Below are 23487 nucleotides of genomic sequence, written 5' to 3' on the forward strand. Positions count from 1 at the left end.
TTTTTGTAAAGTTTCAAGAGGATAAAATCAAGCTGTATTTTGTAAATAAATTTTAAGGTTTTATGATGAAATTTTTGCTAGCTATCTTTTGTAGCCTGCTTTTAGCCTGTGCCAGCGCTGACCTGAACGCAAACAGTGAAAAAGATGATTTTGACGTTGAATTTGAAGCAAAGAAAGATGTTTTTGACCCGCTTAGTGGCTATAACAGAGTGATGACAAATGTAAATGACTTTATCTACATAAATATGCTAACTCCAGTGGCAAAAGGCTACGCTTATGTCGTGCCATCCACAGCTAGGACAATGGTTGCAAATTTCTTTGACAACCTCCTTTTCCCAGTGCGTTTTGTAAATAACTTGCTTCAGTTTAAATTTCAAAACGCTGGCGAAGAGACTTTGCGATTTTTGGCAAATACGATAATTGGCTTTGGAGGGCTAACAGACGGAGCAAAATACTATGATCTAAAGGCTCACAACGAGGACTTTAGACAAACCCTTGGCTACTGGGGGCTTGGAAGCGGCTTTCACATCGTTTGGCCACTTATCGGACCATCAAATTTAAGAGATACTGGAGGCCTAGTTGGCGACTATTTTGCCGATCCTATTAGCTACGTTGATCCTATGCTTTTATCGGTTGGTATTGAGTCTTATAGGACGTTTAATAGCTTTGCACAAGACCCAACAGCGTATGAAAAACTAAGAAAAGACGCGATCGATCTATATCCATTTTTACGCGATGCTTACGAGCAAAGACGCGATAAACTTATCAAGGAGTAAGTATGAAAATTTTTAAAATTATAGCGGCGATTTTACTTTTAGCAACTAGCCTTTTTGCTCTCTCAAAAGAGCAGATAAAGCCTGATATAGAGGCAAAAACTGTTAAAGTGATCGAGGTTTTAAAAAATGCAAATTTAGATGATAAAGCAAAGACAAAAGAAATTTTTGCTCTGCTTGATCCACTATTTGACTATAAACAGATGGCAAAGATTAGCCTTGGCAAACGCTACAACAGCCTAAGTGCTGACGAGCAAGCTAAATTTGACGCTGCATTTGAGCAAAAGCTAAAAAGCTCATATATCGACAAACTTTTAGGCTACAAAGACCAACAGATACACATCACTGGAGAGAGTGAGCCTCAGAAAAATAGATACTGGCTCACATCAGAGCTTCTAAATGACGGCAAAAACTATGAATTTATCTATAAATTTTACGATGCAAAAGAGCGTGGCTGGCTCATTTATGACCTTGATATCGTTGGTGTGAGCATCATTCAAACTTATAGAAGTCAGTTTGGCGACGTGCTAAACAATGGCGATTTTAATACGCTTTTACAAAAACTAAACGAAGCGGTTTTGCCTGATCAAAACAAAACTAATCCTTAATGCGACAAATTTTTAAATTTATCATTGCCAAAAACAAGCTTGTTATCTCGCTTGTGCTAGTTCTAAGCGTAGTTTTTGGCTACCTTAGCACAAAGCTTAGCATCGATGCTTCGGCTGAGACCTTGCTGCTTGAGCATGACCCAGATCTAAAAGCTTATAGGCAGATAGCAAAGCGCTACGACTCGCCAGGGCTTTTAGTGGTCGCTTTCACCCCAAAAGATGATCTTTTTTCACCTAAAAATTTAGAGCTTATTAAAAATTTAAGCGATGAGTTAGCCAAAAACGATATGGTTAGCAGCGTCATCTCTATCTTAAACGTGCCACTTTTAAATAGCGTAAAAGGTGGCGTGACAGGCATCTTGGATCACACGCCAACGCTAAGTGATAAAGATATAAATATCTCAAAAGCAAAGCTTGAGTTTGCAAAAAGCCTCATTTATAGCGGAAATTTGATAAGCAAAGATCTAAAAACCACAGCGATCGCACTAAATTTAAAGCAAGATGAGAAATTTAACGAGCTTTTAAATGAGCGAAATTTACTTAGCCAAAAAGAGTCAAACGGCACTATCACGCAGGCTGAAAAAGAGAAATTTAAAGCGCTTTTAGCGGAGTTTAAAGCCTACCGAGATGAGCTTAGAAAGAGCGATCACAAAAACCTTGAAGCCATAAAGGCAGCCATCGCTAAATTTAACGCAAATGACGAGCTGTTTTTGGGTGGCGCAAATATGATCGCTGATGATATGATAGGCTTTATAAAGAGCGATCTTTTGGTTTACGGCCTAAGCGTTTTAGCGCTTCTTAGCTTTAGTTTGTGGCTATTTTTCAGGCAGGTTAGATGGATCGTCTTGCCGATGTTTATCTGCGCGGTAAGTGCCATTTTTACGACTGGGATTTTTGGTATGTTTGGCTGGGAGGTGACGGTCATTAGCTCAAACTACATCGCACTTCAGCTAATTATCACCATTTCAACTGTCATCCACCTAGTCGTAAGCTACAGGGAATTTTACGCAAGGCATCCAAAATACAGCCAAAATCAGCTCATCTATTTGACACTTCGTGACAAATTTTCTCCATCTTTTTGGGCGATATTTACAACTGTTATTGGCTTTAGCTCACTAATGAGTGCCGATATAAAGCCAGTTATCATGCTTGGCATTATGATGAGTGCAGGTATCAGCGTTTCACTTGTGCTTGCATTTTTGCTATTTGGCTCGGTAAATGTAAATTTAAAGAAGCTTGCTCCTGTTAGGACATTTGAAAATAGCTTTAAATTTACAAAATACTGCGCAAATTTGGCGCTAAACTCAAGAAAGATCATCTACGCAGTTTGCGTGCTTGTTGTCTGCTTTGGCGTTTATGGCATCAGTAAGATAAAGGTCGAAAACAGCTTCATTGGCTACTTTAAAGAGAGCACGCAGATCCGCCAAGGCATGCAGGTCATAGACACAAAGCTTGGTGGCACGATCCCAGTTGATGTGATAGTGAAATTTAAAGAGAGTGAGCCAAAACAAGAAAAAAGTGATGAGAAAGATGACTTTGAAAGTGAGTTTGAAAACGACGCAAAGAGCGCAAAATACTGGTTTAACAGCTACCACACAAGAGTTGCAGAAAAGGTTCATGACTATCTAAAAGAGCAAAATTTTGTAGGCAACGTAAGCTCTCTTGCAACGCTTATAAAGGCGATAAAAGAGCTAAATAACGGCGTTAGTGATGATTTTTTGCTAGCTGCGATGTATGAAAAACTACCACTTGAGTATAAAAAGATCTTGTTAAGTCCTTACGTGAGCGTCGAAAACGACGAGCTTAGATTTAGCTTAAGGATCGTTGATAGTGATCCAAAACTTAGACGAAATTTATTTCTAAAAGAGCTTAGAGAAGGGCTTTTAGAGCTTACTAAAAATGACAACGTAAGCATCGAAGTTGTCGGTATGATGGTGCTTTATAACAATATGCTTCAAAATTTACTTAGCTCGCAGGTTGATACATTTGGACTAACGGTCGCGATACTTTTTGTCATATTTTGCTTTGTTTTTAGAAGTATCAAGCTAGCAACCATCGCGATAGTTTCAAATTTGATCCCGCTTTGCACGCTCTTTGGCGTGATGGGATTTTTTGGCATACCGCTTGATGTGATGAGCATTACGATAGCGGCCATTAGTATAGGTATCGGCGTTGATGATATCATCCACTACATCCACCGCTTTAAAGAGGAGCTGCTTACAAAGGACGTTTTTGAGAGCATCAAGGCTGCACACGCTAGCATCGGATATGCGATGTATTACACCTCATTTACCATTTTTCTTGGATTTAGCGTGATGATAACGAGCAACTTTATACCGACTATTTATTTTGGCTTGCTAACTGATCTTGTTATGGTCTTTATGCTGCTTGGTGCGCTCATCATCTTGCCAAGTTTGATAGCAAGTTTTGTGAAAAAGCGCGAGGTATAAATTTATTTGATAACTTTGATAAACGAATAGACGTCCGCCACGCCATCAATGTGCTTAGCGTACCAAATGGCGTGCTTTTCTTGCTCGATGCTATCTACTACACCGCTAAAAACAACGTCACAGCCAACGATGCTAACACGCACATTTGTGCCCTCAACGACGCTATCTTTGAAGAGATTTTGCTTTAAATTTGCAAGAATGCTTAGGCTATCGCACGGATACTCGCTCTTTTTTACCCTAAGATAGGTGTAAATTTTTCGCACTCCGTCCGTGCTTTTGGCAAGCTCAACTAGCTTACTTTCAAGCTCTTTGCTATCAACAAGCCCTATAAGATAGGCATCGCCGTAAAAGACCTCTATCTCGATGTCGATGTTACTAAGTCCTTTTGAAAACAAAATTTTGCTTTGTAGCTTGCTTTGGATAAATTTATCACGTGAGATCGAGTAGATACCGCGTTTATCACGAGAAATGGAGTATGCGTCATATACATTTAGCGGCGCTGTTGCTGGGGTGAGGACTGAGGAGCAAGAGCAAAAAAATAAGACCAAAAATGCAAAAACGCTAAATTTAGAAATCATAAATCCTTTTGTAATTTCAAAAAGTTTATAGAAAATGGGCTAAAATTTATCTAAATCTGCTAAAATAACGCACACGGAGGATAAAGTAATCTGGTGATGCTCACGGGCTTCAAACCCGATGACTGGGCGGTTGACCGTCTGGTGGGGAGTTCGATTCTCTCATCCTCTCGCCACTTTTACTTCTTTTAATTTCTACTTTTTAAATGATTTGTTTTTATGATTTTAGGCGTAGCTAGCTAGTAAATTTTAAAAATAATGGTGTGATTTAAACAACCATCTTAAATTTAAATTTTAAATTTTTATATCCAAAACGTGCGGTTCTTCGCTCTCTTCTTCGCTATCAAGCTCGTCTTCAAAGACCTCTTCATCTTTAGTTTTTGCGTTTTGCTCTTCGTTCTCAAACTCGCTCGCCTCTTCTTCGCTTTTTTGACGCTCGTGCTCTTTTTCAGGGTCTATTTTGTATGACTCCTCCATTGGACGCACCTCTTTGATCTCCTCATTTTGCTGGGTGGCTAGCTCAGATGCCATTAGCGCTTGCATGTCAAAGCGTGCTTGCTGGTTTGCATGCACCTGCGAGACGACTGGGGCGTTTTGGTTGATGAAGTTGCTGTTTCCTAAAGGTGTTACCGCCATTTTTAGCCTTTATTTATGATGATCGTTTTGTAGTTTGTGTAAGTGACGTTTGCGCCATTTTCGCGCCTTAAATTTTCACGTTTGGTGTAGTCCACCTCGTATCTGCCAGCCCCTTTTACGCTAAATTCCACGCAAAATTTAGCAGCCATTTCTAGCACGTCCTCTGGCACTTTGCTCTTGTTCGTTTTTATGATGACGTGAGCGCTTGGGGCGTCTTTTAGATGAAGCCAGATGTCGTCTTTTTTAGCAAGATCGAGCAAATTTATATTGCCTTTTTCATTTCTGCCAACTAAAATTTTAAACTCTCTAATATAGAAAATTTCAGCATTTTCGCTCACATCTTTTATCTGTCTCTCTCTTTGTTTTGCCTTGTTTTTTGGGCTTAAAATTTCAAGCTCGTAAGCACTTTTTGCCTCTTTTAAAAGCGACTTTAGCCCCTCTAAAAACTCGATCTTTTCACTTAAATTTCTCTTTTCTATCTCCACACCAAGGGCTTTTGCGCGAAGTTTTTTTGATCTTGAGTAAAATTCATTTGCGCTATTTTTGGGTGTATCGCTAAGAGTTAGTTTTATCTCGTTGCCGTCAAAATCTTTCAGGCAAATTTCTCTCTCATAGCCTTTAAAATTTGCCAAATTTGCAAGCAAGAGCGTGCCGTAGTTTGCAAACTCCTCGCTCTTTTTCATAAGCTCATCTTTATCTTCAAGCGAGTTTAAAATTTCACTCATGCTATCTATCTTTTTTTGCACGCTAGCAAGCTTTGCTTCTTTCAAGCTAGCTATCCTAGCCTCATTTATCCTGGCTGCTTCACTTTTAAAAAATGCCTCAAAGTCAGTTATCGGCTCGCACGGCTTTTCTTTTATAGCGATGGCTGGCAGCTCTTTTAAAACCTCGCCAGTTTCTATCTTGCGGTAGCTATTGTCGATATGCCTTAGTGCCTCGATGATCACGTCATTTTCATCAGTTATCACGGCGTTTGTAAAGCGGCCAGTAAATTCAAGATAAAGGATGAAATTTTCACTTTTATATGAACCACTTTGCGTGCAGGTAAATTTTAAAATTCTATTGTCTTTTAGACACTCGACGCTTTTTATATGTGAGGCGTTAAAGCGTTTTTTTAGGACATTATCAAAGGGCGCTTGATAAATTTTCGCCTCTTTTAGCTCATCATCTTTATAGATCGCTGAGTTTGACTTGTTTAGGTCAAAAATGATCTTTTCGCCGCTAAATTCGATAAGTATAGCCATGTCGCTTACGCGCTTTGCCTGGCTTATCTTTTTAAATTTCGATAGATAACTTGCTATTTGAACTAAATGTGCGTACTTCATGCGGGGATTATATCAGAAATGTAGCAAAAATGTTTTAACAAAGAGTCCTAGCTGGCTTGCTAGGACAAAAGTTAAAATTTGTTTTTAGCGACCTCTTTTACGATCTGATCAGCTATCTCATCGACCTCGTTTGTGGCTTTGTTTGTTTGGTTTGCCACTTCAAGATTTTCTTTTGTTAGGTTGTCGATGTCGGCAACTAGCGTGTTTATCTGGGCGATCGCTATGGTTTGCTCATTTATCGCTGCACTCATATCGTCGATGTTTTGAGTTAGGATATTTGCATTTGCCTCGATCTCACCAAGGCTTTTTTGAGTGCGCTCGGCTAAATTTCTAACCTCATCGGCCACCACCGCAAAGCCTCTGCCATGCTCGCCTGCACGTGCTGCTTCAATGGCAGCGTTAAGGGCTAGTAAATTTGTCTGATCGGCGATGTCGTGGATGATGGTGATGATATTTTTTATCTCCTCAGACTGCCTTTTGACATCATCAGATCTTGCATTTACCTGCCTCATAGATGCGCTCATTTGCTCAACCGCAGCCGCACCCTCAGAGAGCGATGTGGCACTCTTGTTTGCTTTAGTCGTTAGCTCTTGCATGTAGCCTTTTAGCGCCTTTGCGCGGTCTTCTAGCAGTTTTGCGACATCTTCATTATTTTTTAGCATCTGCGCGATCTTGTCGCCAAGTGCGTCGATGCCTTTTGCGATGACGCCTTCGTCGTTTATCCTAGCGGTAAAGTCATTTTTAAAGTAAATTTCTAGCGCTTTCAAGATATCGTGCTCATTTGAAGCGATATTTGTCTTTAGTGAGTCACGTAGATCGCCAAATGCCTCTTTTAGCTTTAACAGAGCTTGGCTATTTGTCGTCGCTTCAAGCGTCGCTCTAAAGTCGCCACCTTTTATCTTGCTTACAAATTCTTGCGTTTTGGCTAAAAACTCGCGCTCGTTATTTAAATTTTCTTTTGTGGTCTCGATGTTTTCGTTGATGATACTAGCCATAACGCCTAGCTCGTCGCTACTTTTTAGCTTGATAGGATCGACATTTGAAGTTTTGTTGTTTATAAATTTAAAGACTTCGATTAGCCCGTTTTGTATCGTTAAAACTGGCCTTAAGAAGTATCTAACGACCACGATGATGGCGATGATGACTGAGATCAAAAACAGACTAAACATCAAAATTTGCTTATTTGAAGCGCTTTTTATTTCAGCCACAAACTCATCAGCGTCAGCCACTATACAGACGTTCCAGCCTGTTAGCTTTTGTTTTTGGCAGTAGATGACGTTTCTCATGCCGTTATAGAAAAATAGCGAAACCTTGTCACCTTCTATGCTGTTTTTCATATTTTCTTTGATGAGGTTTTTGTAGGTTTCATCTTCTTTTGATACTAAATTTATATCAGGATGAACTATCACTTTGCCGTTATCATCGGCGATCATGATGTTTGAGGTTTTAGTTGTTTTTATCTCTAAAAGCTCTTCGCTAAGGCCGTTTAAGAAGATATTTGCGCCAATTACCGCTACTAGCTGGTGTTTGTCATTAAAAATAGGAGCGTAGGCTGTGATGGTTAAATTCTTTGTCGTGACATCTACGTATGGCTCTGAAAATCCAGGCTTGCCACTGCTGCTAGCACCCTGAAACCAAGCCCTTGTGCGACCATCAAAATTTGGTATCAAAAATGGCTGGTTATTTTTCAAAAGATCAGTCTTGATGACATTGCCGTTATCTGCATATCCCACAAATAGCGCGTCAAATGGCGAAATGATAAGCGCACCCTTTAGTGCCTCAGCTATGTCGTCCCTGCTGGTATAGAGCTTTTTATCCTCAAGCTCTTTTGCAAAGTTTTGCACCATGTGAAGTCTTGACTTTAAAAACTCATCGACAAAGTACATCGTCGATTTAAGCCCTGTTTTTCGCACGTTGTTGTACGACTGAATTTTTTCCGACTTGGAATTTGAGTAGTTTATGCTAAAAAATATGCCTATGCCTATTAGCATCCAAGCTGTCAGCAAAAAGGCTATCTTGTTAGACAAGCTAGAAAAGAGTTTTTTCATCTTAAATCCTTTTAAAATTTTCGGCGTATTTTATAATAAAAGTTAAATAATATCTCTTAATTTTTATTTTTAAGAAAAAATAGCAAAAAGTAGCTAAAAAACGCTTGTTATGATAAATTTTGCTAAATTTTATTAATTTAATTATCCAAAGTAATAAATAGAGTATTTTAGGGACTTATAATGAAATTTAAGGCTAAATTTGACATTGAATTTATTTTAGTTGCTTAAATTATAATTTTAAAATATATAAAAAGAAAATGCTATCTTGCAAATCTTATCTGTCCAAATTTTTAGCATAAATTTTTTGTCAAATTTATGGTGACGTAAAGCGCTGGCTAAATATCTTTTTATACAAATTTCGTTAAAATCGCCCCAAAATTTAAAGGAAATTTATGAAACAAACTATCACCGAGAAAATATTTTCAGATCACGTTGGCAAAGAGGTAAGCGCAGGAGAGATCATCGAGAGCAAGATCGATATGATCATAGGTAACGACATCACGACGCCTATCTCGATCAAGCAGTTTGAGCGAAGTGGCGCAAAAAAGCTAGCTAACCCAGACGGCTTTGCCATCGTGATGGACCACTACATCCCGACAAAGGACATCCTAAGCGCAAATCAAGCCAAAATTTCACGCGAATTTGCCTACAAACACGACCTTAAAAACTATTTTGACGAAAAAGATATGGGCATCGAGCACGCGATTTTGCCTGAAAAAGGGCTAGTCATCCCAGGCGACGTCATCATCGGCGCAGACAGCCACACCTGTACGCACGGCGCTCTTGGGGCGTTTAGCACCGGCATGGGCAGCACCGACCTAGCTTACGCGATGATCACTGGCAAAAACTGGTTTAAAGTGCCTGAGAGCATCAAAGTCGTCTTTAAAGGCAAACTTGATAAACACGTCTATGGCAAGGATCTCATCCTTGAGATCATCCGTCAAATAGGCGTTGATGGCGCACTTTACAAGGCGCTTGAGTTTAGCGGCGAGGTGATAGATGGCCTTAGCATGGATGATAGATTTTCAATGTGCAATATGGCGATCGAAGCTGGCGCAAAGAGCGGTATCATCGCGGTTGATGAGATAACAAAAGAGTTTTTAAAAGATAAAAATTTACGCGATAAGCCAAAATTTTTCTACTCAGACGAGGGCGCAAAATACGACAAAATTTTAGAGATAGATGTCACAAACCTTGATCCAGTCATCGCATATCCATTTTTGCCAAGCAACGGCAAGAGCGTAAGGCAGGCGGTTCGCGACGATCTAGCTATCGATCAGGCATTTATCGGCTCATGCACAAATGGCCGTCTAAGCGACCTTCGCATAGCAGCGCAGATCCTAAAAGGCAAAAAAGTAGCTCGCAAAACAAGGCTCATCATCACTCCAGCGACGCAAAAGATCGCAAGAGCTGCTGAAAAAGAGGGGCTAATCGACATTTTCATAGAAGCTGGCGCAGTTGTGAGCAACCCAACATGTGGTGCTTGTCTTGGCGGATATATGGGAATTTTGGGTGCAAATGAACGCTGTATCTCAACGACAAATAGAAATTTCGTCGGCCGTATGGGCGATAGAACGAGTGAAATTTATCTAGCTAACTCGGCTGTTGTGGCGGCTTCAGCGATAGCTGGTAAAATCGCCGATCCAAGGGACTTATAGGCGTTAGCTTTTAAGTATCTTTGAATGAGTTAGAAATTTTCACACTTCGATAAACTACGTTGTTTTATCTTGTGTGAAAATTTCGTCACAACATCCAAATCTATCTTAAAATCTTGCCGCTAAATTTTAAAATAAAATTCGACCTAGTAATCGACATATTCTTACATTAATATTGAGAGGAAATTTCTAAAAATTTTAAACTCATCTCACGATACTTTGCCTTACGTTTTGACAAAATTTGACTATTTTTTATTTAGCATCTAATTTTATTTGTGAAATATCAAAGAAATTTGAAGAGTTTGTATAAAATAAATTTAACCGACAAATCCAGCTATTTTTGCAAATTTACCGGTTTTTAGCGCATTAAAACGCTGTTATAGTTGCCAAAAGTCCAAAGATTATGCCTGGGAAGTTTGCAGCAGAAAGTGGATAGTCTTTTTTAGCTTTTAGCAAGCCGTAACTTGTCTAGATCGTGCAGTTTATCGCAGCCGCTAGTGGCTGGATAAAAGGCGTTTTGTTGCCATCAAGGTTGCCCATTATTTGTGGGATATATGAAAAGTACATAACAACCGATAAACACGTACCTATCCAACCTAAAATTTGTAAATTTCTTTCACTCACGTGATCTCCTTTAAAAGCAAGCTTGTTATTTTCTAGTTTTATGATTAGCGAGGTAAAAATTATTTTATCTGCTAGAAAGCAACCCTTGCTTTAGCAAAATGCTTTTTTACAAATTTAAGGCAAAGCTTTTATTAAGTGATAATAAATTTAAAACAAGATGAGTTAGAAAATTTGGTTATACTTTTGTAATTTTTGAAATTTAAAAGGATAAAAGATGCAAACTTGCGTCATTTTAGCAGGTGGAAAGAGCTCACGCATGGGTCAGGATAAGACCTTGCTACCATTTGGGGGATTTGAAACGCTCACACACTATCAGGTTGCTAAATTTAGCAAAGTCTTTGGTGAGGTTTTTGTAAGCTCTAAATTTGAGAAATTTAACCCGCCACTAAAGCTCATAAAAGATGAGAGTAGTGAGGATTATTCGCCGATGTTAGCGCTCTACTGCGTGCTAAAAAGCTTTGATCATAGCGTCTTTATCATCCCAGCTGATATGCCATTTTTTGATCTTGTAAGTCTTGGCGAGCTGGCTAAATTTAAAGATGAATTTGAGATGGTTGTGGCAGGTGATGATGAGCATATCCACTCGCTTTGTGGCTTTTTTAGCCCAAGTTTAGCCCCACTTGCACATGAGCTTTACCAAAAAAATGAGCATAAAATCGGACTTTTGCGAAAAAACTGCAAGTGCAAGATAGTAAATTTTGAGGATAAAGAGCAGTTTTTTAACGTAAATTTCCCAGACGAGTACAAAATAGCAAATGAAAAGATGAAAAATGAGTAAATTTACATTGCTTTTAAGCCTAGGCCTTACATTTTTGATGGCAGGCAGGACGGATGACTTTAAAAGGGCGCAAGAGCTTGAGCAAAGTGGCGATATAAAGGGTGCAATGCAAATTTATAAAGAGCTAGCCAAAAGCTCTTTAGGTGAGCAAGAAGCGGTGCAAAATGCGCAAGCAAGCGAGCCAGCACCAAGTGATGCGAAGCTAAAGCAGGCTGATCTTTTAAGAGATAAAAGCGATAAAAATTTACAAAATGCACTTGGCATCGAGCTTTATAAATTTAACTACCTTTTGCCAGTAACTTACGCTAAAACTGTCCCAGATGATGGGCGAAAGAGCGTTGAGACGAAGTTTCAAATAAGCCTAGCAAAGCCGCTATTTTACGACGTTTTTGGTCTTAGAGAGAGCCTTGTGGCGGCATATACGCAAACCTCTTGGTGGCAGATAACAAAAACTTCAGCTCCATTTCGAGAGACAAACTATCAGCCTGAAATTTTCTTAAATTTCGCCTCTCCAAAATACCTAGAGCAAATAGGCGTGAAAAACCTAAAATTTGGACTCTTGCATGAGTCAAACGGACGAGATGGCAGCAACTCAAGAAGCTGGAACAGAGCCTACGTGCAGGGCGATCTCGTCTATGGAGATTTCACCATTTCACCAAGAGTTTGGAGCGTGATCGGCGAAAAGAACGACAATAAAGAAATTTTAAACTACATCGGACACGGAGATCTAAGGCTTAGTTACAAGCTAAATGACCAAATTTTTAGCCTAATGCTAAGAAATAACTTACATTTTGATAAAACAAATAAAGGTGCAGCTGAAATTTCATATATGTTTCCGATATTTTCAAGTGGCGTTTATGGCTATTTGCAGTATTTTACAGGATATGGCGAGAGTTTGATTGACTATGATAGGCACACTGACAAGGTTGGTCTTGGCTTTGTTATTTTAAAATAGCCTTAAAAATTTAATCTTATAAAGTGGCTAAATTTGGGCAGATGAAGTAAATTTTAGATAAATAACGAAAAAAATTTAACTAATAGAAAAACTTAAAAATATTAGAAAAAATATAAGCAAATTTTGCTAAAATCACTAGCAAAATCTCACAATAAAGGAGTTTTCATGAGCGGTATAGCTTTGATTGTCTGTTTTGTTATAGCAATCATCCTTATGATCCTTATGATCTCAAAGTTCAAGGTGCATCCATTTTTGGCACTTATGAGTATATCTTTAGTGCTAGCAATAGTCGCAGGTATCGATCTATCCAAGATCCCAGCGATGATAGGCGTTGGTTTTAGTGGCACATTTAAGAGCATCGGCATCGTCATCATCTTTGGAACGATCATCGGTACAGTGCTTGAAAAAACAGGAGCCGCGCTAAAGCTAGCGGACATGGTCGTAAAGCTAGTCGGACAAAGACGCCCTGAGCTTGCCATGCTTATAATGGGCTGGGTTGTTGGCATACCAGTATTTTGCGATAGCGGTTTTGTCGTCTTAAACTCTATCCGCGAAGCACTTTATAAAAAGATCGCAGCAAGCCCAGTCGCGATGTCAGTAGCTCTTAGTGGCGGTCTATACGCTTCTCACGTCTTCATACCGCCTACTCCTGGCCCGATAGCTGCTGCTGGCACACTTGGCCTTGGAGGGAATTTACTTCTTGTCATCATTATGGGTACAGTAGTTTCGGTGCCGGTTTTGGTAGCTGTTTATTTCTTTTCAAAAAGCATCGCTAAAAGCGTAACTATCAGCGACAAAGAGGCTGACGCTACTATCACAGCTAGCTACGAGGAGCTTTTAAATAAATTTGGCAAATTGCCTAGCGGATTTTTAAGCATCGCACCTATCATCATGCCTATCATCTTCATGGCGGTTGGCTCTGTGATCGACGTTTTGGCAAAGCAAAGCATGCTTGATAAAGCTGCGCTCTTGCCAAAGATATTTTTATTTTTAGGTAACCCTATCATAGCTCTAGCTATCGGCGTGATCTTTTGCGTATTTTTACTAGCTGAAACTAAAAAGATGAGAGAATTTGACCATATAACAAACGAATCATTAAAGATCGCAGGTCCTATACTCTTTATCACCGCAGCTGGCGGCGTTTTGGGCAACGTCATCACTGAGGCTGGCTTTGTAAATTTCATAAAAGAAAATGCCTCAACTATAAAAGCGATAGGAATTTTCTTCCCATTCATCATCTCAGCCGTGCTAAAAACCGCTCAAGGAAGCTCGACTGTGGCTATCATCACGACAGCCTCTATCATGGGCGCATTTAGCGCTGACAACTCGCTCATGCACACACTTGGCTTTACGAGCGAAATTTCAGCGGCACTTTGTGTCATGGCGATAGCATCAGGTGCGATGTGTGTATCTCACGCAAACGACAGCTACTTCTGGGTCGTGACAAACTTTAGTAAAATGACCGCAGATCAAGGTTACCGCACACAAACAGCGATGACATTTATCATGGGTATTGTTGGAATGATCAGCGTTTATATACTATCTTTGGTGCTTTTATGAGAATTTTGGTTGCGATAGATTCATTAAAAGGCTCGCTAAGCTCACTTGAGGCGGGCCTTGCTATAAAAGAAGCCCTTGAAGAGTTTTGCGACGTCGTCGTAAAGCCAGTGGCTGACGGCGGCGAGGGCAGCGTGGAGGCTATGGCTGACGCGCTTGATGCGAAATTTATAGATACCATCGTCAAAAACCCGCTTGGGACTGAAATTTTAGCTAGATATGCCCTAAAATACGACCTCGCCATACTTGAGATGTCAAGCGCTTCAGGACTTACTCTCATAAATCCTGATGAGAGAAATCCTATGAAAACTAGCACATTTGGTTTTGGTCAGATGATAAAAGATGCCATTAGTAAGGGAGCTAGGAAATTTATCATAGGCATCGGCGGAAGTGCGACAAATGACGCTGGCATAGGTATGCTAAGCGCTCTTGGATTTAAATTTTATGATAAAAATGGTGCTTTGCTTGATGGCAAAGGCGAGGATCTAGCTCAAATTTGTGAGTTTTCAGACGATGAGGCACTAAAAGAGCTAAAGGAGTGCGAATTTTTAATCGCCTGTGACGTGGATAACCCACTTTACGGACAAAAGGGCGCAGCCTACGTCTATGCCCCACAAAAGGGTGCAAATGGCCGCATGGTAAAGCAGCTAGATGACGGGCTAAAGCACTTTGCAAGCCTTGTAAAAGAGAAAAATGGCACCAAATTTCACACGCAAAAGGGCGCTGGAGCAGCTGGCGGACTTGGCTTTGCTTTTGTGGCATTTTTGGGCGCAAAGCTTAAGCCTGGTATCGAGATCATCACGCAGACAATCGCACTTGAAGATGAGATCAAAAAGGCTGATCTTGTCATCACTGGTGAGGGCCGCATGGACTTTCAAAGCACCATGGGCAAGACCCCAACAGGCGTGGCAAAGCTAGCTAAGAGGCATCATAAGCCAGTCATCGCACTTGCTGGAAGCGTGCAAAGGTGCGCCAAAGACTGCCATAAACACGGCATTGATGCCTATTTTTGCATACTAAATGAGCCAATGAGCCTTGAAGAAGCTATGCGAAAAGATAATGCCATTAGAAATTTAAAGATGACTGCTGAACAAGTCATCCGCCTTTATATGCTAAACCGCAAAGCATAAATTTAAAAAAGATAGAAGCTAAATTTCTATCTTTTTCTCCCTAAATTTAACTTCAAATTTTACTCACAAAGTGCTACAAAAATTCTCAAAATTTAATACATTTTGCAAAAATAAAACCCCTTAGAAGAAATGGCGAATTTAGCCTAAATGACTGGTTGGTTGGTACTTGCGCTGGGCAAACGTTCTCTGCAAAGATAAGAAAGATAGGCTAGTTTGATATAAATTTGGCGAGCAGAGTAAAATTTGCTTGCCAAATTTGCCCATTTTTATAAAGCGATTTATGCCAAGTGGCAAGGATAAAGTTTCTCGCCCAAAAGAAGGATAAGGACAAGCGATTTTAAATTTAAGATCGCTAACTTTTATGCCAGCTCATCAAGCCTTTTCTCATCAAGTGTGCCGAGTTTATTTTTTAGCATTTTTAGCAAGGCAAAGTCCTTTGGTAGCTTGCTTTGCGGTGGTAAAATGATAAATTTGCATTTTTCTCGCTATTAATGAATAAATTTTTAATTTAAATTTACTCATTCGCCAGATCCTCAGCCACTTTTGTGGCTAGTTTTAGCTTGTCACTATCAAAGTGCGTGTAAATTCACGAGGTATTTAAGCTAGTGTGCCTAAAAGCTTCTTGAGCTAGTTTAAGCCTTTTTTGGTTGCAACCAAGAGAAATTTAAAATAGCAGGCTTAAATTACAAATATCAAAAACTATAAAAGCTTAAGCACATATCCATTTTCAGCGGTTTCAAGCTTATATTTATGCATCTTGTCAAGCTCTAAAACCACTCTGAAATACTTATCATGCCAGCCGATTATGACGTTTTTAAATGTCTCGTTTTCAAGCTTTAAATTTCTAGTTTTAAAGCTTCTTGGAGGTTTTGCAAAGTCAAGCACGATCTTGTTTTTCTCGTAAGCAAAGTGCTTTAAATTTTTAGCTTTTGTGACGATATTTAGCTCTTTTTCATGTGTTAAAAAGCTCACAAATCCTAAGAATTTAATCTCTTTTTCGCTGCTTTTTATCTCTTGAATAGGCTTTGAGGCTGGCTCGATCTTTACTTCGACTACCTTTTGCTCAGGCTTAGCTGGCTCTTTTGCTTTTTTTGTGCCAAGGTCGATCACCACGACGTTTGGAGTTGGTACGTCTGAGGTTTTATTTCTATCTTTGTTTGAAATTTTAGTCTCATTTTTTTCTATTATCACTGGCGTGCTAACCTTTTGAGCTGGCACCTCCGCCATCGTGACAGAAACGTCTAACTTTTTAGCTGCGACTGGTTCAGGATTTTTCATCTTGCTTATGGCAAATTCATCGTTCCAGTCGATAGTTTTGTTTATATCAGTTAGTCTTTTTTCTTTTATGCTGCCGTCATTTGCTCTGTATCTTATGGTGACATCAAGTAGTAGCATAGCATCGCTTGGAAATTTAAACGAGAGCGAGTTGAAGCTGTCATATTTTTCGACGACGTTTGTCGTCATAACACTTGTGTTTAGCTCGCTAATAGGCATAAATGGGTTTTCTCTGGCGCATAAGCTCGCAGTCAAGATAGATAAAACTAACCAAATTTTCTTCATCGTTCCTACTTTTTATTAGAGTCTGGCTCAAGGCCTTGTAGTTCAAAATAGTCTTTTTGCAGACGTGCATTCATCTTTTTTAAAATTTCCACGTCTTCGCTAAGCCTCTCTTTTTTGCTCTGAAGGCTTAGCATCACGTCAAGTGAGCGTTTGCCAAACATCATGTTGCCCACGTAAAAGGCAAACATAGCCACGCAAATGGTGGCTATGACGTAGCGTAATGTCGGCCGAACAAATTTTATGATTTTATGAAATATGCCATCTTCTTTGCCATATTCATCTAAAATTTCGCTCAAATATTATCCCCTAAAAACTCACCCGCCTCAAGCTCGATCTCGAGCAAGCGGTTGTATTTCGCGTTGCGCTCGCTTCTTGAAGTTGCACCTGTCTTTATCTCGCCAGTGTTTAGTGCGACCGCAAAGTCAGCGATAAACGCATCTTCGCTCTCGCCGCTTCTGTGGCTCATTATGCAGCGGTAGCCGTTTCTTTGAGCAAGGCGGACAGTTTGCATAGTTTGCGTGACTGAGCCTATTTGATTTGGCTTGATGAGAATCGCATTTGCGATATTTTTCTCGATGCCTTCGCGTAAAATTTTCTCATTTGTGACAAAAAGGTCGTCGCCAACTAGCTGCACCTTGCTGCCAAGCCTTTTTGTAAGCTCAGCCCAGCCGCTCCAGTCATCCTCGCTAAGGCCATCTTCGATAGAGAATATCGGATATTTTTCGCAAAGTTTTTCATAGTAGCTAATGAGCTCGTCACTGCTAAATTTCTTGCCCTCAAGCTCGTATTTGCCGTCTTTATAAAGCTCACTTGAAGCGACGTCAAGGGCAAGTTTTATCTGGCTGCCTAGCTCATATCCAGCCTCTTTTACAGCCTGAGAGATAAGCTTTAGTGGCTCTTCGTTGTCTTTTAAATTTGGAGCAAAACCGCCCTCGTCACCGACAGCTGTGCTGTGGCCAGCTGCGTTTAGGATAGATTTTAGCTTGTGGTAAATTTCAGTTGCAGCTCTTAGTGCCTCGCTAAATGTGCTAAAGCCAAATGGCATGATCATAAATTCTTGAAAATCAACGCTATTGTTTGCGTGTGCGCCGCCATTTATGATGTTAAACATCGGCACTGGTAATATGCTAGCATTTGCACCGCCAAGGTAGCGATAAAGCGGGATATTTAGACTCTTTGCAGCTGCGCGAGCTACCGCCATAGATACGCCAAGGACTGCGTTTGCGCCTAAATTTGAGTAGTTGTGCGTGCCATCAAGCTCGAGCATCTCCGCATCGACTGCTTTTTGATTGTAAGCATCAAGGCCTATCACTGCTTCTGCGATCTTTTCATTTACGTTTGAAACAGCCTTTAAAACGCCTTTGCCAGCGTATCTCTCGTCTTTGTCGCGAAGCTCTAGTGCCTCACGCTTGCCAGTGCTTGCGCCGCTTGGTACGATCGCGCTTGCCTCGGTTCCGTCGCTTAGTCTAACTGTCGCACGAACTGTTGGGTTGCCTCTGCTGTCTAAAACCTCGTGAGCTTCTACATCTTCAATAAATACCATTATTCATCTCCTGCTTCGTTTGTGTCGTCGTCTTCGTCTTTTGCGCCGCTGCTTATTAGGTGATCTATACCCATTGAGCCTTTGATCGCCGCTACTATCTCATCAGAAATTTCTGGGTGCTCTTTTAGGTAGGCTTTGGCATTTTCTCTGCCTTGACCTAGTTTTTCAGCCTTGTAGCTAAACCACGCGCCTGATTTGTCGATGATGTCGAGCTTTACGCCATAGTCGATGATCTCGCCCTCTTTACTCACACCCTCGCCAAACATGATGTCAAATTCAGCCACTTTAAATGGAGGCGCTACCTTGTTTTTAACCACTTTTGCCTTTGTGCGGTTGCCGATAGGCTCGTCATTTTGTTTAAGTGTGGCTATCTTTCTAACGTCTATTCTTACAGATGAGTAAAATTTAAGCGCATTACCGCCAGTCGTGGTCTCTGGCGTGCCATATCCCATCATACCGATCTTCATACGAATTTGGTTAATGAAGATAACAGTCGTCTTCATCTTGCTTAAAATTCCAGTTAGCTTTCTAAGCGCCTGACTCATAAGCCTTGCTTGCAAGCCAACGTGCTGATCGCCCATATCGCCGTCTATCTCGCTCTTTGGAGTAAGAGCTGCGACGCTATCAACTACGATAAGATCGATCGCACCACTTCTTGCAAGCGTCTCAACGATCTCAAGTGCCTGCTCGCCAAAGTCTGGCTGAGAGACGTAAAGGTTGTCGGTATTTACACCTAAATTTGAGGCGTATTTTACGTCTAGTGCGTGCTCTGCATCGACAAATGCACAAATTCCGCCAGCTTTTTGCGCTTCAGCGATGATGTGAAGTGTGAGCGTGGTCTTACCAGAGCTCTCTGGTCCGTAGATCTCGATGATCCTGCCTTTTGGAACGCCGCCTATGCCAAGAGCCAGATCAAGCCCTAGCGAGCCAGTCGGTATCGACTCGATAGCCTCAACCTCTTTGTCGCCAAGTCTTAAAAGCGTGCCTTTGCCAAAAGCTTTATCGATCTGCTTTAGCGCAAGCTCAAGCGCCTTTTTCTTGTCCGCTTCGCTCTCTGGGATAGCTATCTTTTTGTCACTATCTTTTTCTTTTGCCATTTTTTACCTTATAGTTGAAATTTGGCTTGATTTTATCTAAAAAGAGATGAATTTTACTTGATTTACTCGCAAATTATAATATTTTCGCCAAGCAGCGCAGCGCTATCAATAAGAGCAAAAAGCTGCTCTTTTTCAAACAAAAATCCATAAATTTGATCTTCGTTTTTTAGTATCGCTAGCTTAAATGGCTCCACAAGCGAGCTTGCGCAAAGGTTTAAAAAAGCTTCATTGATATGATTTTGCGAAATTTGGGGTTTGGTTTTGAAATTTTCATCTTTTATAAAAGAGAGAAATTCCTCTTGAGTGGTAGATTTATTAAATTTAAAAATTAATTTTTCTTTTAAGGCCTCAGCCAAAATTTCATCAAATTTAACTAGGTCAATGTGATCTTTTACGCCTAAAATTTTGGCAAAATTTAGCAAGTTTTTATCATAACTAGCCACATTTTTCTCATGCTCGCTTTGCGCCTTTTTAGCCCTATAAATGGCGTAAAATCCGATAGCTATAAACAAAAGTGAAAGGGTAAAAACTTCGCTCAAAAACTCACTCATCATCATCCTTATAAAATGCAAACTTCAGTCTTAAGCTCTACGCCAAATTTCTCTAAAACTCTAGCTCTAGCCAAATTTATAAGGCTAGTGGCGTCTTCAAAGCTTGCGTGGTTAAAATTTATCAAAAAATTTGCGTGCTCTTCGCTAAATTTCGCTCCGCCGGTAGCGTACCCCTTTAGTCCAACTGCCTCTAGCAATGCCCCTGCAAAGTGCCCTTCTGGATTTACAAAGCAGCTGCCAAAGCTAGCTCCCTTTGGCTGATTTGCCCTTTTTGCGCTTATAGCATCAGATATGCTCGCATCAAAGCCACTAGAAAGCTTAAATTTAGCCCCCAAAATAGCCTCATCTATGCCACTGTGTCGGTAGCTAAAGTTTATCTCATCTTTGCTCACCCAGCCACGAGCCAGACGCACGTGTGTGAGGTTGTCACTTATGCTAAATTTAAGCAGTCCAGCGTTCATTTTTATAAGTCCGCCAAGCGTGCCTGGGATATTTTTTAAAAACTCAAGGTTCGCGATGTTATTTTGTTTGCAGAAGTTATAAATTTTAGCTGATTTTGTCGCAGCACCTATTTCAAGGCAAATTTTATCGCCTAAGCGTTCTAAATTTATATAGTCGAAGCTCTTGCCAAGTATCGCCATTTTTGGGGGATTTGGCGAGATAAGAAGGTTGTTGCCCCCGCCTATCATCACAGCGCCTAAAAAGTGAGGTGAGCTTAGATCTTCAAGGCTATCAACCTCGAAAATTTCATGCACGCCGCCTATCCTAACCGAGGTAAATTTAGAAAAATCAACAAGCCTCGTCACTGGATAAATTCCGGTATAAAATCAAGCATACGAGTGGTAAATTCAACCATCATCGAGATCATCCAAGGCATCAAAAATATGATGACAACGACGACTAGCAAAATTTTTGGCACGAAGCTTAGCGTGGTTTCGTTTATCTGCGTGGTCGCTTGAAAGATGGAGATGATAAGACCAGCTATTAGTCCGCTTAGCAGCATCGGAAGGCTGATATAAAGGGCGATCTTAAAGGTTTCAACTCCAAGTGAGACAAGCGTGCTTTGCATCAGCTAAACCTTGCTTCGTTGTATTCAGTTGGGATGAGGTAGTCGTTTACGTCGATAGCTTTTTCAAAAAAGCCTTTGTCATAGCCTATTTGATATAGCTTATTTAGCGCTTTTAGCTGCGTTTCGTTCATGCTTATTGACTCGTCATTTGCGTATAAATTTAGATACGTTTTAAGCTCCTCTTTGCCAACTCTGATGAGGTTTCGCTCCATTAGCATGTGAGATAAAAATGGCTTGTGCGAAGTGGCGATCCTAACGGCCTCGCTAAGCACTCTCTCGCACTCGATCGCGTCGGTTATGGGCAGACTTCGTCTAAGTGCCATGCCACCAAGTGGAAGCGGTAAATTTTCGCCATTTAGCTCGCTCCAGATGTCCCAGATCTCACGCTCCACGCAGAGCTGGTCTGAGAAATTTAAGATACTTTCATGTATTAGCACGCCAGCATCGACCTCACCGCTAAGCACGGCATTTTCGATCTCTAAGAAATTTTTATAAACGATCCTTGCCTCTGGGTAGGCTATGCGAAATAGTAGAGCATTTGTCGTGTTTTTGCCAGAGAGAGCGACCTTGAAATTTCGCTTTAGCTGCTTATCTTTTAGCTTGATAAGCTTTGGACCATATCCGTTGCCAAAGCTCACCGCACAGCGTAAAAGTGCAAATTCATCGCAAATTTTAGGATAGAGCGCAAAGCTGATCGCCGTTGCCTCATAAGTACCTTTTAGCGCCTCTTCGTTTAGTGTTTCTATATCAAGCGCCTTTGATGTAAAGGCTAAATTTTTACTGCTAATCCAGCCAAATTTGACCGCGGCATACATAAAAATATCATCAGCGTCCGGCGAGTGAGCGACGTTTATAGTTTTTAGATTGTGCAAAGATGATCCTTTTTTTGATTACGCCATTTTAATGAAATTTATTTAAAATAAAGTTTTAAGGGCGATTTTGAAACGATTTTACCAGCTTTGCCTCTTTGAAATTTAGCACGTATTTCACGTCTATGGCGTCTTTAGCGCCCTTTCTTCGCGCTTGGAGCGTTGAGTAAAACGGATGCTTAAGTTCAAGCATCTTAAGTAGTTTTTGATCGCTATCTTCTTTTTTTATATTTTCAACGATTATTGTCGTTATAAATTTGCCCTCAAACTCGTAAAATGGCCAGACAATCACGCCTGCATCGCTTGATTTAAAGTCATTTATTTTAGACTTTTTAGGGATATTTAGCATGGAGATGATCTTTTTGCGTGAGCTCTCTAAGTTTTGCACCGAGATCACCTTTACGAGCAGGTCTTTTTTGAGCCCTGCGCCATTTTGCCTAAAGCGGTAAACGCCGTCCTCAAGGATACCAACCTTTTCAAAGGCGTTAGCGTAGTTTGCGGCGGTGCTAGCGGTTAGCAAAAGCGACAGAATCGTTAAAATTTTTATAAATTTCATCCTCTCTCCTAAAATTTCACTCTTTTTAGCCTATCTGAAGCGAAATTTTTTCTGCCAAATTTAGCCTCGCTTTTGCCGTTTAGCTCGACTAGATCGCCTGTAAAGCCACAAATGTCATTTTTAACAAGATAGCTTCCCACGCCGTAAATATCAACTGGGGTGTTAAATTTCTCAAATTCGCTCATTTTTTGCGGATTAAAACCTGAGCTAACGACGATCTTAACGTGCTTAAAGCCAGCTTTATCAAGCGCCTCTCTTAGGGCAAATATAAGCTCCTTGCAAACGCCGTGCGGGTCAAATTTACTCGTATCTTTGCCTTCAAAATACCTATCTATCAAATTTTTACTAGTATCAACCCTAACCGCGCCAAGCCTCTCTTTTAGGGCATTTGCAGCCTTTAAAGCGTCTGTTATCACGTCGTTGTTGTAATCAACTAGTGCTGTGATCTGCTCGTTTTCAAAGGTTTTAGCATAAATTTGGCAAGCCTTCACCACGTCTCCGCCGCACATTTGAATGAGTGCGTGAGGCATGGTGCCACCGCCTTTTAGCCCTGTAAGCTCGCCCTGAGCGTCTGTGGCGACCTTTTTTATACCGCCGATAAATGAAGCATAGCCGTCGCCTGGCTGCGTGCATATGTCGTCTTGTCTGTCTGCCATGCTAAAGACGTCCTTGCCATTTGCTGCTTTTATCACGTCTCTGGAGTTTGTCGCCACGCAGCTTCTTCTAGTGAGCGTCGCGTCGATCACGTTTTCTAAAAAGCCGAAATTTTCATACTTGCCGCTTATCTTTAAAACTGGCTCATTTGCGTTTATGATATCGCCATCATCAAGCGCGTAAATTTCAAGCTCGCTTGGGTTTTTGGCAAATTTATTGATGATAGCTAAAACCTCGTCGATACCGCAAAGCACGATGTCATCACGCCTTTGGAAAAACTGCATCGTCACGTGCTGATCAGGCAGGTTTTGCTTAATTATCTCATTTACTTTTAGAAAATATTTCGCCGTGAAATAGCCCTCGCCGATCCTAGGATCTAGCCTAAAAGTCTTATCTGTTAGCCTATCTATCTTGCCTTGCATCTTTAGCTCAAGTTCGTTCATGTCTGTCCTTTTGTTTTTGCGAGATTATACC

Annotated in this window: 23 protein-coding genes, 1 tRNA gene and 2 pseudogenes; 9 read left to right on the forward strand and 17 right to left on the reverse strand. The window is 40.6% G+C overall.

From position 1 onward, the window contains the following. Positions 1-65: 65 nt before the first annotated feature. The 3 genes from CYO89_RS03930 to CYO89_RS03940 are packed head-to-tail and all read left to right on the forward strand — an operon-like array spanning position 66 to position 3831. Positions 66-776: an MlaA family lipoprotein gene (locus CYO89_RS03930; RefSeq protein WP_103597212.1), complete on the forward strand. Its 711-nt coding sequence runs from the start codon at positions 66-68 to the stop codon at positions 774-776. 2 nt (positions 777-778) lie between these two features. Then, entirely contained in the window at positions 779-1381 is a 603-nt protein-coding gene (locus CYO89_RS03935) for an ABC transporter substrate-binding protein (protein ID WP_012140471.1), read from the forward strand. Beyond that, positions 1381-3831 carry an efflux RND transporter permease subunit gene (locus CYO89_RS03940; protein ID WP_103597213.1) on the forward strand — a complete coding sequence of 817 codons (2451 nt, stop codon included), beginning with the start codon at positions 1381-1383 and terminating at the stop codon, positions 3829-3831. Before CYO89_RS03935 ends, CYO89_RS03940 begins: the two co-directional genes overlap by 1 nt. Positions 3832-3833: 2 nt before the next feature. Here CYO89_RS03940 and CYO89_RS03945 read toward each other — a convergent pair whose 3' ends face one another. Then, positions 3834-4409, reverse strand: a complete 576-nt coding sequence (locus CYO89_RS03945) for a BON domain-containing protein (protein ID WP_103597214.1) — start codon at positions 4407-4409, stop codon at positions 3834-3836. Positions 4410-4484: 75 nt separating this feature from the next. Between CYO89_RS03945 and CYO89_RS10330 the strand changes: the two genes are divergently transcribed. Continuing rightward, positions 4485-4582, forward strand: a tRNA-Sec gene (locus CYO89_RS10330). 118 nt (positions 4583-4700) lie between these two features. Here CYO89_RS10330 and CYO89_RS03950 read toward each other — a convergent pair. From CYO89_RS03950 to CYO89_RS10725, 4 genes and pseudogenes are all read right to left on the reverse strand, one after another. Further along, positions 4701-5042 (reverse strand): hypothetical protein, encoded by a 342-nt coding sequence (locus tag CYO89_RS03950; RefSeq protein ID WP_012140468.1) that lies wholly within the window; start codon positions 5040-5042, stop codon positions 4701-4703. Between the two features lie 2 nt (positions 5043-5044). Beyond that, positions 5045-6367 carry an NFACT RNA binding domain-containing protein gene (locus tag CYO89_RS03955; protein ID WP_103597215.1) on the reverse strand — a complete coding sequence of 441 codons (1323 nt, stop codon included), beginning with the start codon at positions 6365-6367 and terminating at the stop codon, positions 5045-5047. A 71-nt stretch (positions 6368-6438) separates the two neighbouring features. Beyond that, a complete protein-coding gene (locus CYO89_RS10720; protein WP_430516207.1) occupies positions 6439-7536 on the reverse strand; it encodes a methyl-accepting chemotaxis protein in 1098 nt (365 codons plus the stop codon). 84 nt (positions 7537-7620) lie between these two features. After that, positions 7621-8415, reverse strand: a pseudogene (locus tag CYO89_RS10725) (cache domain-containing protein); the annotation flags it as partial. A 392-nt stretch (positions 8416-8807) separates the two neighbouring features. On the opposite strand from CYO89_RS10725, the gene leuC reads away from it, so the two are divergent. Then, entirely contained in the window at positions 8808-10073 is a 1266-nt protein-coding gene (leuC, locus tag CYO89_RS03965) for a 3-isopropylmalate dehydratase large subunit (RefSeq protein ID WP_012140464.1), read from the forward strand. Between the two features lie 465 nt (positions 10074-10538). Here leuC and CYO89_RS10550 read toward each other — a convergent pair whose 3' ends face one another. Then, positions 10539-10694: a hypothetical protein gene (locus CYO89_RS10550; RefSeq protein WP_258032523.1), complete on the reverse strand. Its 156-nt coding sequence runs from the start codon at positions 10692-10694 to the stop codon at positions 10539-10541. 214 nt (positions 10695-10908) lie between these two features. Here CYO89_RS10550 and CYO89_RS03975 point away from each other — a divergent pair, with 214 nt between their 5' ends. The 4 genes from CYO89_RS03975 (at position 10909) to CYO89_RS03990 (ending at position 15114) form a co-directional block, all read left to right on the forward strand. Then, on the forward strand, positions 10909-11472 hold the full coding sequence (locus tag CYO89_RS03975; RefSeq protein WP_103597217.1) for an NTP transferase domain-containing protein: 564 nt from the start codon (positions 10909-10911) through the stop codon (positions 11470-11472). Next, on the forward strand, positions 11465-12427 hold the full coding sequence (locus CYO89_RS03980; RefSeq protein ID WP_103597218.1) for a phospholipase A: 963 nt from the start codon (positions 11465-11467) through the stop codon (positions 12425-12427). Before CYO89_RS03975 ends, CYO89_RS03980 begins: the two co-directional genes overlap by 8 nt. Before the next feature lie 165 nt (positions 12428-12592). Further along, positions 12593-13987 (forward strand): GntP family permease, encoded by a 1395-nt coding sequence (locus tag CYO89_RS03985; protein WP_103597219.1) that lies wholly within the window; start codon positions 12593-12595, stop codon positions 13985-13987. Further along, positions 13984-15114, forward strand: coding sequence for a glycerate kinase family protein (locus tag CYO89_RS03990; protein WP_103597220.1), 1131 nt, complete (start codon positions 13984-13986; stop codon positions 15112-15114). Before CYO89_RS03985 ends, CYO89_RS03990 begins: the two co-directional genes overlap by 4 nt. Positions 15115-15628: 514 nt before the next feature. Here CYO89_RS03990 and CYO89_RS10555 read toward each other — a convergent pair. The 11 genes and pseudogenes from CYO89_RS10555 to CYO89_RS04045 form a co-directional block, all read right to left on the reverse strand. Next, a pseudogene (locus CYO89_RS10555) lies at positions 15629-15760 on the reverse strand (integrase); the annotation flags it as partial. Between the two features lie 53 nt (positions 15761-15813). Then, entirely contained in the window at positions 15814-16674 is an 861-nt protein-coding gene (locus CYO89_RS04000; RefSeq protein ID WP_103597221.1) for an AMIN domain-containing protein, read from the reverse strand. Between the two features lie 5 nt (positions 16675-16679). After that, positions 16680-16862, reverse strand: a complete 183-nt coding sequence (locus tag CYO89_RS10655) for a hypothetical protein (RefSeq protein WP_178140078.1) — start codon at positions 16860-16862, stop codon at positions 16680-16682. Between the two features lie 104 nt (positions 16863-16966). Continuing rightward, positions 16967-18217: a phosphopyruvate hydratase gene (gene eno / locus CYO89_RS04010; protein ID WP_002940828.1), complete on the reverse strand. Its 1251-nt coding sequence runs from the start codon at positions 18215-18217 to the stop codon at positions 16967-16969. Further along, a complete protein-coding gene (gene recA, locus CYO89_RS04015) occupies positions 18217-19314 on the reverse strand; it encodes a recombinase RecA (protein WP_002940852.1) in 1098 nt (365 codons plus the stop codon). The genes eno and recA overlap by 1 nt, the downstream gene beginning before the upstream one ends. Before the next feature lie 62 nt (positions 19315-19376). Then, positions 19377-19865, reverse strand: coding sequence for an addiction module antitoxin (locus CYO89_RS04020; RefSeq protein WP_103597222.1), 489 nt, complete (start codon positions 19863-19865; stop codon positions 19377-19379). An 8-nt stretch (positions 19866-19873) separates the two neighbouring features. Further along, positions 19874-20671: a UDP-N-acetylmuramate dehydrogenase gene (locus CYO89_RS04025; protein ID WP_103597223.1), complete on the reverse strand. Its 798-nt coding sequence runs from the start codon at positions 20669-20671 to the stop codon at positions 19874-19876. Then, positions 20668-20937, reverse strand: a complete 270-nt coding sequence (gene fliQ / locus CYO89_RS04030; RefSeq protein ID WP_223154231.1) for a flagellar biosynthesis protein FliQ — start codon at positions 20935-20937, stop codon at positions 20668-20670. Before fliQ ends, CYO89_RS04025 begins: the two co-directional genes overlap by 4 nt. Next, positions 20934-21749, reverse strand: coding sequence for a menaquinone biosynthesis family protein (locus CYO89_RS04035; RefSeq protein WP_430516208.1), 816 nt, complete (start codon positions 21747-21749; stop codon positions 20934-20936). Before CYO89_RS04035 ends, fliQ begins: the two co-directional genes overlap by 4 nt. 112 nt (positions 21750-21861) lie before the next feature. Then, on the reverse strand, positions 21862-22359 hold the full coding sequence (locus tag CYO89_RS04040; protein WP_103597225.1) for a chemotaxis protein: 498 nt from the start codon (positions 22357-22359) through the stop codon (positions 21862-21864). A gap of 8 nt (positions 22360-22367) precedes the next feature. Continuing rightward, positions 22368-23456, reverse strand: coding sequence for a nicotinate phosphoribosyltransferase (locus tag CYO89_RS04045; protein ID WP_103597226.1), 1089 nt, complete (start codon positions 23454-23456; stop codon positions 22368-22370). Positions 23457-23487: the final 31 nt, after the last annotated feature.

Origin of the sequence: Campylobacter concisus (assembly GCF_002913765.1) — a bacterium.
Classification (GTDB): Bacteria; Campylobacterota; Campylobacteria; order Campylobacterales; family Campylobacteraceae; genus Campylobacter_A; species Campylobacter_A concisus_BB.